At 61.1% G+C, this 13,090-nt stretch carries 12 protein-coding genes; 6 read left to right on the top strand and 6 right to left on the bottom strand.

The genetic code is table 11. The annotated features are described in order from the left end of the window. The first annotated feature begins 2 nt into the window (after positions 1 to 2). Positions 3 to 1,490 (top strand): NAD-dependent succinate-semialdehyde dehydrogenase, encoded by a 1,488-nt coding sequence (locus tag NKH16_RS18180; RefSeq protein ID WP_352900874.1) that lies wholly within the window; start codon positions 3 to 5, stop codon positions 1,488 to 1,490. 8 nt (positions 1,491 to 1,498) lie between these two features. After that, entirely contained in the window at positions 1,499 to 2,320 is an 822-nt protein-coding gene (locus tag NKH16_RS18175) for an alpha/beta hydrolase (RefSeq protein WP_502911713.1), read from the top strand. Here the strand turns inward: NKH16_RS18175 and NKH16_RS18170 are convergent, their stop codons facing one another. From NKH16_RS18170 to NKH16_RS18145, 6 genes are all read right to left on the bottom strand, one after another. Continuing rightward, on the bottom strand, positions 2,321 to 3,070 hold the full coding sequence (locus NKH16_RS18170; protein ID WP_352569974.1) for a ribonuclease activity regulator RraA: 750 nt from the start codon (positions 3,068 to 3,070) through the stop codon (positions 2,321 to 2,323). Positions 3,071 to 3,092: 22 nt separating this feature from the next. Beyond that, positions 3,093 to 4,256, bottom strand: coding sequence for a mandelate racemase/muconate lactonizing enzyme family protein (locus NKH16_RS18165; protein WP_352449168.1), 1,164 nt, complete (start codon positions 4,254 to 4,256; stop codon positions 3,093 to 3,095). A 33-nt stretch (positions 4,257 to 4,289) separates the two neighbouring features. Next, positions 4,290 to 5,387, bottom strand: coding sequence for an ABC transporter ATP-binding protein (locus NKH16_RS18160; protein WP_352832613.1), 1,098 nt, complete (start codon positions 5,385 to 5,387; stop codon positions 4,290 to 4,292). A gap of 10 nt (positions 5,388 to 5,397) precedes the next feature. Next, positions 5,398 to 6,288 carry a carbohydrate ABC transporter permease gene (locus tag NKH16_RS18155; RefSeq protein WP_352503625.1) on the bottom strand — a complete coding sequence of 297 codons (891 nt, stop codon included), beginning with the start codon at positions 6,286 to 6,288 and terminating at the stop codon, positions 5,398 to 5,400. Continuing rightward, entirely contained in the window at positions 6,288 to 7,247 is a 960-nt protein-coding gene (locus NKH16_RS18150) for a carbohydrate ABC transporter permease (protein WP_352449170.1), read from the bottom strand. Before NKH16_RS18150 ends, NKH16_RS18155 begins: the two co-directional genes overlap by 1 nt. Before the next feature lie 79 nt (positions 7,248 to 7,326). Beyond that, complete coding sequence (locus NKH16_RS18145; RefSeq protein ID WP_352749285.1) at positions 7,327 to 8,805, bottom strand: ABC transporter substrate-binding protein; 1,479 nt, start codon at positions 8,803 to 8,805, stop codon at positions 7,327 to 7,329. A gap of 209 nt (positions 8,806 to 9,014) precedes the next feature. Between NKH16_RS18145 and NKH16_RS18140 the strand changes: the two genes are divergently transcribed. From NKH16_RS18140 to NKH16_RS18125, 4 genes are all read left to right on the top strand, one after another. Next, positions 9,015 to 9,725, top strand: a complete 711-nt coding sequence (locus tag NKH16_RS18140) for a GntR family transcriptional regulator (protein ID WP_023679253.1) — start codon at positions 9,015 to 9,017, stop codon at positions 9,723 to 9,725. A gap of 54 nt (positions 9,726 to 9,779) precedes the next feature. Continuing rightward, positions 9,780 to 10,946, top strand: coding sequence for a mandelate racemase/muconate lactonizing enzyme family protein (locus tag NKH16_RS18135; RefSeq protein WP_352698781.1), 1,167 nt, complete (start codon positions 9,780 to 9,782; stop codon positions 10,944 to 10,946). A 56-nt stretch (positions 10,947 to 11,002) separates the two neighbouring features. After that, positions 11,003 to 12,364: a mandelate racemase/muconate lactonizing enzyme family protein gene (locus NKH16_RS18130; RefSeq protein ID WP_352900864.1), complete on the top strand. Its 1,362-nt coding sequence runs from the start codon at positions 11,003 to 11,005 to the stop codon at positions 12,362 to 12,364. Between the two features lie 17 nt (positions 12,365 to 12,381). Further along, the coding region (locus tag NKH16_RS18125; protein WP_352900861.1) for a mandelate racemase/muconate lactonizing enzyme family protein at positions 12,382 to 13,090 on the top strand (709 nt) is incomplete at its 3' end.

Below are 13,090 nucleotides of genomic sequence, written 5' to 3'. Positions count from 1 at the left end.
AGATGAACACGTTTTCACAGGTTCTGTCGGATGATCAGGGCGTCAGCGACTTTCACACAATTTCGCACCGGCTGTATATTGGCGGCCAATGGCGGCAGTCCGCGGATGGCAGGGTAATTCCGGTCATTGATCCGTCGACGGAAGCCATCATCGCGGCCGTACCCGATGCGACCTTGGAGGACGCGGCCGCCGCCGTTGACGCCGCTGCCAAAGCAGCCCATGGCTGGCGGACAACGTCGCCGCGAAAGCGCTCCGAGATCCTCAGACGCTGCTTTGAGCTGATGACGGAACGATCGGAGGCACTGGCTACTCTCATCGCACTGGAAAACGGCAAGGCCCTGCGGGATGCCCGCGGCGAGATCGCTTATGCCGCGGAATTTTTCCGTTGGAATGCCGAGGAGGCGGTTCGCATTACCGGTGAATTCGGTACTGCGCCTTCCGGCACCAATCGCATTGTGGTCGACTACGAACCGATCGGCATATGCATCCTGATCACGCCCTGGAATTTTCCTGCCGCGATGGCGACGCGCAAGATCGCGCCGGCACTTGCCGCTGGATGCACGGTGATCCTGAAGCCGGCCAGTGAGACCCCGCTTACCGCCTACTCGCTGGCCGCGCTCTACCAGGACGCGGGCGTTCCACCAGGGGTGGTCAACGTCCTGACAACCTCCAGTCCCGGGCCTTTGACAGCCGCCATGCTGGCCGATCCGCGGGTGCGCAAACTCTCCTTCACCGGTTCGACGGGTGTGGGTCGCGCTCTGCTGGCAGAGGCTGCCAGGCATGTGATCTCATGTTCCATGGAACTCGGCGGCAACGCACCGTTCATTGTGTTCGACGACGCCGATCTCGAAGCGGCGCTCGATGGCGCAATGGTGGCCAAGATGCGCAACGCCGGCGAGGCCTGCACGGCCGCAAACCGCCTCTACGTCCAATCTGGCATCTACGAAGCCTTCTGCGAGGGCCTCGAGAAGCGGATGTCTTCGCTCAAGGTCGGCGCCGGCACCGACCCGGACACGGAATGCGGGCCCATGATCACGAAAAAGGCGGTCGAGAAGATAGACCGCCTTGTCGTCGACGCGGTCACACGCGGCGCGCGGGTCTTGTGCGGCGGCTCAGTCCTGTCCGGACGTGGTTTCTTCTACCCTCCGACAGTGCTTCGCGACGTGCCGGGCGACGCAAAGATGGCGCATGAGGAGATATTCGGGCCGGTGGCGCCAATCTCCAGCTTCGAAACGGAGTCCGAGGTCATCGCGCGCGCCAATGACACCGAATATGGGCTTGCTGCCTACATCTACACGCGCGATCTGGCGCGCGGCATGCGGGTGGCCTCGCGGATCGAGGCCGGGATGATTGCTCTCAACCGCGGGCTGATGTCCGATCCGGCAGCCCCCTTCGGCGGCGTCAAGCAGAGCGGGCTCGGCCGCGAGGGAGGGCAGCATCACGGCATTGCGGAATTCATGGAGGCGAAATACCTCGCCATCAGCATGTGAGCAGAAGAATGCAAGGCGATCCCTTTCGCATCCGCGACCACGTCGCGGATTTTGACGAAATCGTGCAGGACTTCGTTGATCGCAGCGAGGTCGCCCGCGCCACCATTGCGATGACCGCTGACGTGGCCTACGGACCGGATCCGACCGAGACCATGGACCTGTTCTTTCCCGCGGGCAAAAGAACGGCGCTTCCGGTGCACATCTTTGTCCATGGCGGCTACTGGAGAATGTTCTCCAAGCGCGACTATTCATATATGGCGACGACGATTACCCAGGCCGGGGCCATTGCCGTCATCCTTGATTATGCTCTGATGCCCAAGGTCCGAATGGCGAGGATCGTCGACCAGGTGCGCCGGGCCAAGCAGTGGGTCCTGGCCAACATCGCCGATCATGGCGGAAGCCCGGCGGCCCTGACCGTCAGTGGTCATTCGGCAGGAGCCCATCTTGCAACGTTTCTGTTCGAGGGCGAGCATACCCCCTCGAATGTGAAGGCAGCCCTTCTCCTGAGCGGACTCTATGATTTGAAGCCGCTCCAGGATTCCTTTCTCGCCGACGAGATTGGAATAACCGACGAGGAAGTCGCCATGTTCACGCCGCTCGCCTGTCGGCATGATCCTCAAACCAAGGCGGCGGTTCTGGTCGGAGCCAATGAGACGCCACCCTTCCATCAGCAAGCCGATCGATTCATAGCGGGCTTGCTGCGGCAGGGATCGTTGGTAACATCGCTTGTGCTCACGAACCGCAACCATATGGACAGTGTCAGAGATCTTGGCGTGCCAGGGACGGACGCTGCTGATTGCCTTACAGAACTGATCGCCAAGGCCCGCTGACTAACTCGGGTTCTCCAGGCGGTTTGTTTTGCGCCACTCCTCGTACTCCCCGCGGGCATCGTCATGCAGCGGATAGTAGCGTTGCAACGGCCCGCCCTCCATGAGCTTCGCTCGCGAGAACTCCTCCCAATCGTGATGCTTTTGTGATTCTTCGATCACCTTCGGGGCCATTGCGACGGGAAGCACCACCACCCCGTCGTCGTCGGCGACAATGATGTCGCCGGGGATCACCGTGACACCGCCACAGGCAATCGGAACGTTGACGGCGTTGGGATAGATGCTGGTCTGCACGTGATAGTTTGGCGTCCAGCCGCGCAGCCATAGGGGCAGATCGAGCTTTTCGACATTGGGCCGGTCGCGCATGCATCCATCGATGACGATACCCGCCCCGCCCCTGCCCTTGAAATACGTCGACATCATGTCGCCGAAGACGCCCGAGCTCATGTCGCCGCGCGCGTCGACCACGACCACATCGCCCTCCTGCGCGTGATAGAGCACGTGCCGGTGCAGCTGTGTCTCCGGATCGGCATATTCTCCTTCGGTGAAGAGGTCCGGCCGCTGCGGCAGGAACTGCAGCGTCAGCGCAGGCCCGACGATCGACTTCCCGTGGTTTTGCGCCACCGGACCGACCATGTGCGGATTGCGGAAACCCATATGGCCAAGCGTGCCGGCAACCGTCGCGGCGCCGATCTCCCTGAGTGCGTCGATCAGGTCTTTAGGCGGCCGCATGATGTCGGAAGTATGTGTCATTGTGGACTCCGATTGAATGGAACTACCAGTTCGTAACAGAACCGTCGCGGCGCTTAAGGTGAGGCGCTTCCCAGAAACGCAAACTCTGCGCCTGGACCGCAACTTCGTTGACCTCGACGCCGAGCCCAGGCAGATCGCCGACCGGGTAATCGGTCCCGTCGAGCCGTGGTTGCACGGGGAAGAAGTCGGAATTGTCGAAGCCCAGCTTTGTTTCGGGCGCCCTGGTCTCGAGCCATGCGAAGTTGGGTACCGCGGCGGCGAGATGCACGGTCGCGGCCGTGCACACTGGGCCAAGGGGATTGTGCGGCATCAGGTCCACATAATGCGCCTCGCTCCAGCCAGCGATTTTCATCGCCTCGGTGAGCCCGCCGACATTGCAAACATCGATCCGGTTGAACTGATGGATGCCGCGCTCGATGTAGGGCAGGAACTGCCACTTGCTGGCAAATTCCTCGCCTATGGCAAAGGGGATTTCGGTCATCGTGCGCAGCGATTCATAGGCCTCCGGCGTTTCGGCCCGTATCGGCTCCTCGAGAAAATCAAGCACGCCGCGACCGAGCTTGTTGCAGAAGCTCGCGGCCTCTGCCACCGACAGCCGATGATGATAGTCGAGGCCGAGGACCACGTCGTCGCCCAGCGCCTCGCGCGCCTTGTTCAGCATACCCGCGGTGGCGCCGATGGACTCGCGCGGCTCGAAGATGTCCTTGCTGTTTTGCCCGAAGGGGAAGAAGCGGATCGCCTGCCACCCCTGCGCGCGAAGTTCGCGGGCCCGTTCGATGGCAACGTCGCCCTCGGCCTCGTCGCCGGTCGAGGCAAAGGTGGGAATGCGGTCGCGCTGCTTGCCGCCCAGCAGCTCGTAGACCGGCACGCCCAGCGCCTTGCCCTTGATGTCGTGAAGGGCGATGTCGATGGCGGAAATCGCCGCCTGAAGGACTCGCCCGCCTTCGAAGTACTGGCTGCGGTAAATCTCCTGCCAGATCCGCCCGATCTGCATCGGGTCGCGGCCGATGAGAAACTCGCGATAGTGCTCGACCGCGCCGGCCACGGCCCTCTCGCGACCGCTCAAGCCGCTCTCGCCCCAGCCGAAGATGCCCTGGTCGGTCTCGACCTTGACGAGCATCTGGTTGCGCGTTCCTACCCACACCGGATAGGGCTTGATCGCGGTGATCTTAAGCTTCTCAGTCATCCACGCCCACGTTTCACGCGCATTCGCCCTATCTCAGTTGGCCTTGAGGGCCATTTCAGTTTCGCCATCGAACAGATGCATCCGCTCCTGGTCGAACTCGAGCCAGATCTGCTCGTCGGGCGCGACGGCAATGTTCGGCGGCACGCTGACGTTGACGATGGCGCCGGACAGGAACGCCTGGACGAAGGTGACGTCGCCGGTCGGTTCCACCGTGTAGGTCTTGGCCGGAATGGAACCAGGGACCGCACTCTTGTGGAGCTTGATCGTCGAGTGACGTGCGCCGAGCACGACTTTCCTGGTCGTCGCTTTCGCCACCTTCTGGGCATTGCGCGGTGAGAGCTCAAGGCGCCAGCCCTCGGCGCCGGTCAACACCGTGTTGCCATTTGCCGTCGATGCCTCCAGCGGAATAAGGCTCATCGCCGGGCTGCCGATGAAGCTGGCCACGAACATGTTCACCGGATGGGCGAAGACCTGCGCCGGTGAATCGTATTGCTGCAGGTAGCCGCCATTCATCACCGCCATCTTGTCAGCCATGGTCACGGCTTCGAGCTGGTCGTGCGTCACATAGATGATCGTCGCCTTGAGGTCCTGGTGGAAACGCTTGATCTCCGACCGCATCTGCACGCGCAGTTTGGCATCGAGGTTAGACAGTGGCTCGTCCATGAGGAACACCGCGGGGTCGCGAACGAGGGCACGGCCAAGGGCCACACGCTGCTGCTGCCCGCCCGAAAGTTCGCGCGGCTTGCGCTCGAGCAGGTGCGTCATGTCGAGCACTCGCGCCGCTTCCTTGACCTTCTTGTCGATCTCGTCCCTGGGGAGTTTGCGCATCTGAAGCGGGAACGCCAGGTTCTTGTAGACCGATTTCTGCGGGTAGAGCGCGTAGTTCTGGAACACCATTGCGATGTCCCGGTCCTTGGGGTCGAGGTCGTTGACCACCCGCTCGCCGATGATGATGTCGCCCGCTGTGATCGGGGTCAGCCCAGCGACGAGATTGAGCGTGGTTGTCTTGCCGCAGCCTGAAGGCCCGACGAGCGCAACGAACTCGCCGTCATTGACCGTCAGCGAGACGTGGTTGACAGCTTTGAAGCTGCCATAGCTCTTGACGAGATCTTGGAGGACCACGTGGGCCATCGGCAACTCCCTAGTGCTTGACCGCGCCCTCTGTAAGGGCGCGTACAAAGTATCGTTGCAGGACCAGGAACAGCACCACGACGGGCACGCTCATCATAAAGCTGGCCGCCATCAGGCCCGGAAAGTCCGTCGTATTTTCCGAGAAGAAGCGTTGGATGCCGACCGGCAGGGTCAACTGCTCGTTCTTGGAGAGGAAGGTGTAGGCGTAGATGTACTCGTTCCACGCGCCGATGAAGGAATAGATTGCGGTGGCGATGATCCCCGGCGTCGAGAGCGGCATCACGATCATGATGAAGGCCTGGAACCGTGTTGCGCCATCGATGCGCGCCGCCTGCTCAAGCTGCACCGGGATATTGTCGTAAAAGCCCTTGAGCAGCCAGATCGCCAGCGGCAGGCCAAAGGTGAGATAGGTGAGTATCAGTGAGCCATGCGTGTTTATCAGACCGATCGCGCGCATCAGGATGAAGAGTGGCACGAGAAAGATCACCGCCGGGAACATATTGCGCAGCAGCACGGCAAAGAACAGGAAATTCCGGCCAGGGAAACTGAAACGCGAAAACGCGTAGGCCGCTGGGACAGCCACGATCACCGAAAGGATTGTCGTGACGGTCGACACGAAAAGGCTGTTCCAGAAGAACCGCAGGAAGTCCTGGCCGACGCTGTTCTGCGGATCGAGCAGTTTCTGGTAGCTGGCGAGGGTAGGTTCGTCCGGCCACCATTGCGGCGGGAATTGTGTCGCCGCGAATCCGGACTTGATCGAGGTGATCAGCATCCAGATCATCGGCAACGCGGTATAAAGCAGCATGAACACGAGGAATATGCGCCCGGCCCACCGCCATCCGTCGACGCGCATGCGGCGACGGGTCTGGGCTCGAGGCGCTGTCTCGGTAATCGTGCTCATCAGGCGCTCCCCTCTTTCCGCTCGTTGCCGCTTAACGCACGGACGTAGAAGTAGCCCAGCGTCATCAGCGTGAGGAACAGGAGCACCGAATAGGCCGATGCCACGCCCCAGCGCTGCCGTCCGAAGGCGAGCTCATAAATGTGGGTTATCCAGATATGCGATGCGTTCGACGGCCCGCCGCCGGTCATGATCCAGGGGATGATGAAGGAATTGAAGTTGGCCACCGCGAGCAGCAGCATCGTCACCACCGAGACGTTGCGCAAGTGCGGGAAGGTGACGTGCCAAAAGCGCTGCCATGCATTGGCACCGTCGACTTTTGCGGCACGCAGCAATTGGTCGGGGACTGTCTGCAGGCCGGCCATCATCATGATCATGGCAAACGGAAACTCGCGCCAGATATTGACGACGATCAGGGAGGGCAGCACCGTGCTGACATTGTCGATGAAATTCGGCGGCTGGGCGGCCAATCCGAGGCCGACCAGCACCGCGCCGATGATCCCGAAATCCGAATGGTAGATCCACTTCCAGATGTAGGAGGCGGCGACGGCGCTGATGACCCAAGGGATGATCAGGACGGCGCGCAGGACACCACGGCCGATGAAGTCGCGGTGGAGCGCCAGCGCTGTGGCAAACCCCAGGACAAAGGAGATGAAAGTTGACCCCAGAGTCCAGATCAGTGTGTTCCAGGTGACTTTCCAGAACACCTGACTGGTGAGGATGGTCGTGTAGTTGTCGAAGCCGATGAAGGTCTTGTCGCGGAGTTGCAGGCCAGGCGGTGTCTTAAAGAACGACAGCTCGACCGTGTAGTAGATCGGATAGGCGATGACGATGAGCATCACGGCGATCGCTGGGAGCACGTACGCGTAGTCCGCGCGATGTTCCCAGATCTTCCGCAGCGCGCCGGACCAACCGGGTTGCAATCTTCGGCGAGCCTCGGCCTTGCCGGTCACGATCGTCACTTGTGGCGTGCCCTTTTTCTTCGGAACGAGGCGGCTGCGCCAGCGGCGCAGCCGGTCTAGGTCGTAGGTGTGGCCTGGACTAGAGTCCGCCCATCAGGTCTTTTACCTTCTTGGCCGCGTCGTCCGCTGCCTCGTCGACGGTCATCGCTCCGGTCAGGGCATTCTGCAGCATGTCCGGGATGATGATGTTCATGATCTCGGGGGCCTGCGGCAGAGCTGGGAACGGGATGCCGTATGGCAGCATCGAGGTGGTGACGTCGAGGAACTTGATGTTGTCCAGACGTTCCTTCATCCACTTGGTCTTGAAGCCGTTGAGGTTGCCCGGGTTTGATCCGGCGTAGGCCATCTTCAGCGACCATTCAGGGCTCGTCCACATGCAGATGATAGCTTTCGCAGCCGGCTCGTCTACCTTGCCGCCCTCGACATATTCGGGCTTCAGGATGTGAATGTTCGAGCCGCCGAACACGACGGCGCGCTTGCCGTCGGGGCCAGTCGGGATCAGGCCGTAGCGCATGTTGTCGATGACCGTCTGCGCCTTGTCCTTGTCGGTGCCCGTCGCCTTTTTCTGCAGGTCGAGCATGACGTTGTAATCGGACGGGTGCGAGATCATCATGCCGAGCTGCCCGGCGACGAACAGGGGCTGATTATCGGCCTGCTGATTGGTGAGCGCCGAAACCGGAACCGACTTGTCGCGAACATACATGTCGTAGGAGGCTTGCAGCGCCGCCTTGCTCTGCGGGCTATCGAGCTGGACCTGCTCATAGGTCGGGTTTGCCGTCGCTTCGTCGAAGACGCCGCCGCCATAGGCCCATAGCTGTGGCATGAAGCGGTACGGCGTATTGCCGGCATTCTTGCGCGCCACGAGGCCGTAGCCGGCAATGCCGAGCTTGTCGTGGATCTGCTTGGAATATTTGACGACGTCGTCCCAGGTTGCCGGAGCCTTGTCTGGATCGAGGCCCGCACGCTTGAAGATGTCGGCGTTCCAGATGAACGCCATCGTCTCGTTGTTGGTCGGAATGCCGTAGGTCACGCCCTCCCAGGTCACTGCCTTCATGGCGCCGGGCCAGAAATCCTCGGTCGAATACCCCACATCCTCTGGCTTGAGCGGCTGCAGATAGCCCTTTGAGGCGAACTCGGTACCGCCCAGGATCTGCAGGCGGACCGCCATAGGCGCGGCATTGCCCAGGAGCGCCGTGCGGAACTTGTCGAGAAGGTCGTTATAGGTGAGGGCTTGTTCCTCGAGCTGGATGTTCGGATAGGTTTTGCGGAAGGTCTCGAAGAAATCCTTGTAGTACTGGCGCAGGAGGTCGGGGTCGCCCTCGAACACGCCCTGATACCAGAAAGTCAGTCGCCCCTTGTAGTCGAGCGGGGTAACCTTGGCGCAATCGGCAGCCGTGTCAAAGTCCTGTGTGCCGGCGATGGAGCGCACATATTCCGGCGACCACTTGCTCAGATCGACCGGTGGCGCACCCAGCGCCGATGTAGACGTCAGGGATGCCATCAAAGCAGTGGCGACAGTGCCGCGCAGGACGGCACTGCCGAGCGCAATTCTCGTCATAGGTATCCTCCCTGGTTCTCCCATGCCGCCCTAGAGCGGTCCTTGCTCGTTTCGATCGCGAGGATGCTTCTGTCAGCTCAGTGTATCCTCTCGATCACTTGGTACGTTTTCAGATCATGGATTGCCTGTCAACGCGCAGAATCGTACATTGTTTGCGAAAGCCGTGTGTGATATCGGGCAAGGTATGTATTAAATTGGGGAGCCCGGCCTTGGCCGAAATAAGCGATTTCAAAGCGATGCCACCGGTGGGGACCGATCCCATCGGGGCCTCCAGCGAGGGCGCCTCGCTTTATGAATTGATCAGGGAAGATATCATCGAGGGACGGCTCGCTGCCAACGAACGGCTTGTCGTCACCGATCTCGCCCGGCGTCACGGCACTTCGACCAATCCTGTGCGCGAGGCCCTGCAGTTGTTGCGCGGCGAAGGGTTTGTCACCTTTGTCGCCAACCGCGGGGCGCGCGTGCGACCCATTGATCAGGATTTTGTCCGGGATATCTACGAGATCGGTGTTCTGATCGAGCCAGCCCTGACACGATGGTTTGTGAATATGGCTACCGGCGAGGACATCGCCGAACTCGAACGTCTCCAAGGCCTGATCGAAGAGAACAATTTCGCCGACACATTCAGGCATAGTGAGCTGGATACCGCTTTCCACACCGTGATGTACCAGCGGCACTACAACCGCCACGCCGCCGAGCTTTGGTGGAAGCATCGCGAAGTGCTGCGAGCCGTGAGCCGTCGTTTCAATTTCACGCTGGCGCGACGTGCCGCGATCATGCGCGAGCACCGCGAACTCATCGCGCTTGTGAAGGCGGGAGAGGCCGACAAGGCAGCCGAACTCGTTTCCCGCCATGTCGAGGGTTCGGGCCGGCATATTCTCGAACAGATGCGAGCGCGCAACGCCGCTCGGGCCGGATAGAATGTCCAGTCCAGAACATCGCTAACTGACCACTTCCAGGCAAAGGTAGTTGAGATGAAAATCACGAGCATTCGGCCGTGGCTGATCAAGTCCGATGCTTCTTACTGGGGAGAGTTCCTGTTCGTCGAAGTGACGACCGACGAGGGAGTAAGTGGCTGGGGAGAGATCACCACCACGACAAGGCTCGCCAACCGCGCTCTCTGCACGATCCTGCGGCAGATCGGCGTCGCCGTGACAGGCGAGGATCCGGCGCGTATCGAGCATCTCTGGCACAAGATCTTCCGCAGCTTCACCTACATGGGAAGCCGCGGCGCCGCCGTCGAATGCGTGAGCGCCATCGATATTGCCCTCTGGGACATCCGGGGCAAAGTCCTCGGCAAGCCGATTTACGAGCTGCTTGGCGGGCCGGTACGCGATGAAATCGCGCTCTACACCCATCCCAACCAGGCCAAATTCACCAGCAAGGAGGCTGTGGTCCGCGAAATTCTAGACATTGTCGAGTCCGGACACACTGCGCTCAAGTTCGATCCCTACCCGCACCAGGGCCGCAGCGCCGATGGCCTGCCCCGCGAACAGCGAGACGGCTACCTCGATGGCAGCATGACCCGCAAGGACGAGCGCGAAGCCGCCGAACTCACGGCTCTGATCCGCGAAACGGCAGGACCCGATGTGGACATTCTCATCGATGCGCACGGCCGCTTCGACGTCCCCACCGCCATTCGCCTCTGTCGGAGCCTCGAGGAGGCCGGCCAGATCGACTGGTTTGAGGAGCCCTGCCCGCCCGAGAGCCTTAACGCCCTCAAGCAGGTGCGTGAGAAGGTCAATACCGCCATCTCGTGGGGCGAGCGCGGCCACACGAAGTGGGATTTCGTGCCGGTACTCGAGAACAGGCTCGCCGACTACATCATGCCCGACGTTACCTGGACCGGCGGCATTACCGAACTCAAGAAGATTTCTGCGCTGTGCGAAGCCTACTACGTGCCGGTCTCGCCACATGACGCCGCGGGACCGATCAACGTGGTTGCGGGAGCGCAGGTAATGATGACCGTTCCCAACTTCTACAAACTCGAAACATCGGAGTGGAACCTGGGCAAATACGATCACCTGATCGACAGACCACTCGATATTTCGAACGGCAGCCTCAAGCTGATGTCGAAGCCTGGTCTCGGTATTGAGATGGACCGCGACTACCTGCAGGCCCACGAGATTGAGCTGGGCTAGCAACACTCTATGCCGGCCCAGGGTGCGGAACGACAAGCCGAAAACGAGGATAAGTCATGGCAAAGACAGGTGGCGCCGACGAAGCGCTCAATCGGGTGAACGCGAATTCCAAGCCATCCCAGCTTCGCATCACCGACATGCGGGTAGCCGAAATCGTCGGCGCGCCGTTCACCTCAACCCTGCTCAAGATTTACACCAACCAGGGCATCGTCGGGCTTGGCGAGGTGCGCGACGGCGCCAGTCCCACCTACTCGTTGATGCTGAAGAGCCGGCTGCTTGGCGAGAACCCTTGCGACATCGACCGCCTGTTTCGCCGGATCAAACAGTTCGGTGGCCACGGCCGGCAAGGCGGCGGCGTCTCGGCGGTCGAGATCGCGTTGTGGGATCTCGCCGGCAAGGCCTATGGCGTCCCCATCTACCAGATGCTCGGCGGCCGGTTTCGGGAGAAGGTGCGCGTCTATTGCGACACCGACGCTACCGTGCCGAGCGGCACCGAGACCGGCAAGCGCCTCAGGCAGCGCATGGCGCTCGGCTTCACCTTCCTCAAGATGGATCTGGGGCTGATGCAGATTGCGGATGTACCCGGTGCGGTCGTCTCCCCTGCCGGTTCACTTGAACGGTACCGCATCCATCCCGGCCGCGGCCCGGTCAAGACCATGGAGGAGCGGCGCGCCCGCAATGCCGCTTACGATTTGCATAACGTCCCCCATCCGTTTACCGGCCTCCACTTTTCCGACAAGGGCCTCGACCTGCTTGAACAGTACATTGCCGAGGTTCGCGATGTTATCGGCATGGATATTCCGCTCGCCATTGACCATGTCGGCCACATCTCGCTGCAGAACGGCATTCGGCTCGCCAGGCGGATTGAAAAATACGTGCCGGCCTGGCTCGAGGATGTGATCCCATGGCAGTACACCGAGCAGTTCCGGCAACTGCAGGCCGCCACCACGGTGCCGATCTGCACCGGCGAGGACATCTACCTTAAGGAAGGCTTCGAGCCTCTGCTCAAGAGCGGCGGCCTCTCCATTATCCACCCGGACCTGCTCACCAGCGGGGGCATCCTCGAAACCAAGAAGATCGGCGACATGGCCCAGGACCACGGCGTCGCAATGGCCATCCATATGGCCGAAAGTCCGATCGCCGCAATGGCCGCGGCACATGTCGCGACCGCGACCGAAAACTTCATGGCGCTCGAATACCACTCTGCCGATGTCGACTGGTGGGACGATATCGTCACCGGCGTTCCCAAGCCGCTCGTGAGCGACGGCTTTATCACTGTTCCGGACAAACCTGGCCTGGGGATTGACGACGTCGTCGACGAGGTGATCTCGCAGCATCTGCAGCCGGGTGTCACCGGCATCTGGCAGCCCACGGATCACTGGGACAACGAGTATTCCTGGGACCGTATCTGGAGCTGAGGCGAAAAGAACCGAAGATGAAGATCACCGATCTCCGCTGCGCCGTCATCGGCAAACATCCCATCGTCCGCATCGTTACCGACGAGGGCCTCTATGGCCTTGGCGAAGTCGAGTTCACCAAGACCTATCTCAAGCCTTGGGTGCTGCATTTCCGTGAGGCGCTGATCGGCGAGGACCCTACCGACGTCGAGCGGGTGATGCTGAAGATCCGCCAACGCGGCTCTTTCAAGCCCTATGGCGCGGCGGTAAGCGCTATCGAGCATGCGCTGTGGGACATAGCCGGCAAGGCCGCAGGCGTGCCGGCCTACAAACTGCTCGGCGGCAAGGTGCGCGATAAGGTGCGCGTCTATAACGGCTCGATCCGCCAGAAGCGAACGGGGGACCGGCCGGAGGATTACGCCGCTGACGTGAAATGGATGATGGAGCAGCCGCAGAATTTCTTCATGATCAAGCAAGGGATCTCGTTCCACTCCAACATGAAGGACACCATCGAGGACTTCCATTACGGCGTGAAGCAGAATAAGGCTGGCTACCACGGTGCCATGGATCAGGGCGTCATCAGCGAGCGCGGTTTCAACCACATGCTCGACTGCGTGATCGCGATGAAGGAAGTGCTGGGCGACAAGGTCAGCCTGGCGCTCGACTGCGGCCCGGGCTGGATGCTGCCCGATGCGATCAAGTTCGCTCGCGCGGTCGAGAAGTACAATTTGATGTGGCTCGAGGACA

The organism is Mesorhizobium sp. M1307, assembly GCF_040318155.1.
Taxonomy (GTDB): Bacteria; Pseudomonadota; Alphaproteobacteria; order Rhizobiales; family Rhizobiaceae; genus Mesorhizobium.
Note: the sequence above shows the minus strand (reverse complement) of the source record. Positions and strands in the feature narration are given on the sequence as shown.

Coding starts and splice junctions, on each gene's coding strand:
- NKH16_RS18165 (WP_352449168.1), bottom strand. CDS start 4,256: ATGACTGAGAAGCTTAAGATCACCGCGATCAAGCCCTATCCGGTGTGG.
- NKH16_RS18155 (WP_352503625.1), bottom strand. CDS start 6,288: ATGAGCACGATTACCGAGACAGCGCCTCGAGCCCAGACCCGTCGCCGC.
- NKH16_RS18160 (WP_352832613.1), bottom strand. CDS start 5,387: ATGGCCCACGTGGTCCTCCAAGATCTCGTCAAGAGCTATGGCAGCTTC.
- NKH16_RS18145 (WP_352749285.1), bottom strand. CDS start 8,805: ATGACGAGAATTGCGCTCGGCAGTGCCGTCCTGCGCGGCACTGTCGCC.
- NKH16_RS18175 (WP_502911713.1), top strand. CDS start 1,499: ATGCAAGGCGATCCCTTTCGCATCCGCGACCACGTCGCGGATTTTGAC.
- NKH16_RS18170 (WP_352569974.1), bottom strand. CDS start 3,070: ATGACACATACTTCCGACATCATGCGGCCGCCTAAAGACCTGATCGAC.
- NKH16_RS18130 (WP_352900864.1), top strand. CDS start 11,003: ATGGCAAAGACAGGTGGCGCCGACGAAGCGCTCAATCGGGTGAACGCG.
- NKH16_RS18135 (WP_352698781.1), top strand. CDS start 9,780: ATGAAAATCACGAGCATTCGGCCGTGGCTGATCAAGTCCGATGCTTCT.
- NKH16_RS18180 (WP_352900874.1), top strand. CDS start 3: ATGAACACGTTTTCACAGGTTCTGTCGGATGATCAGGGCGTCAGCGAC.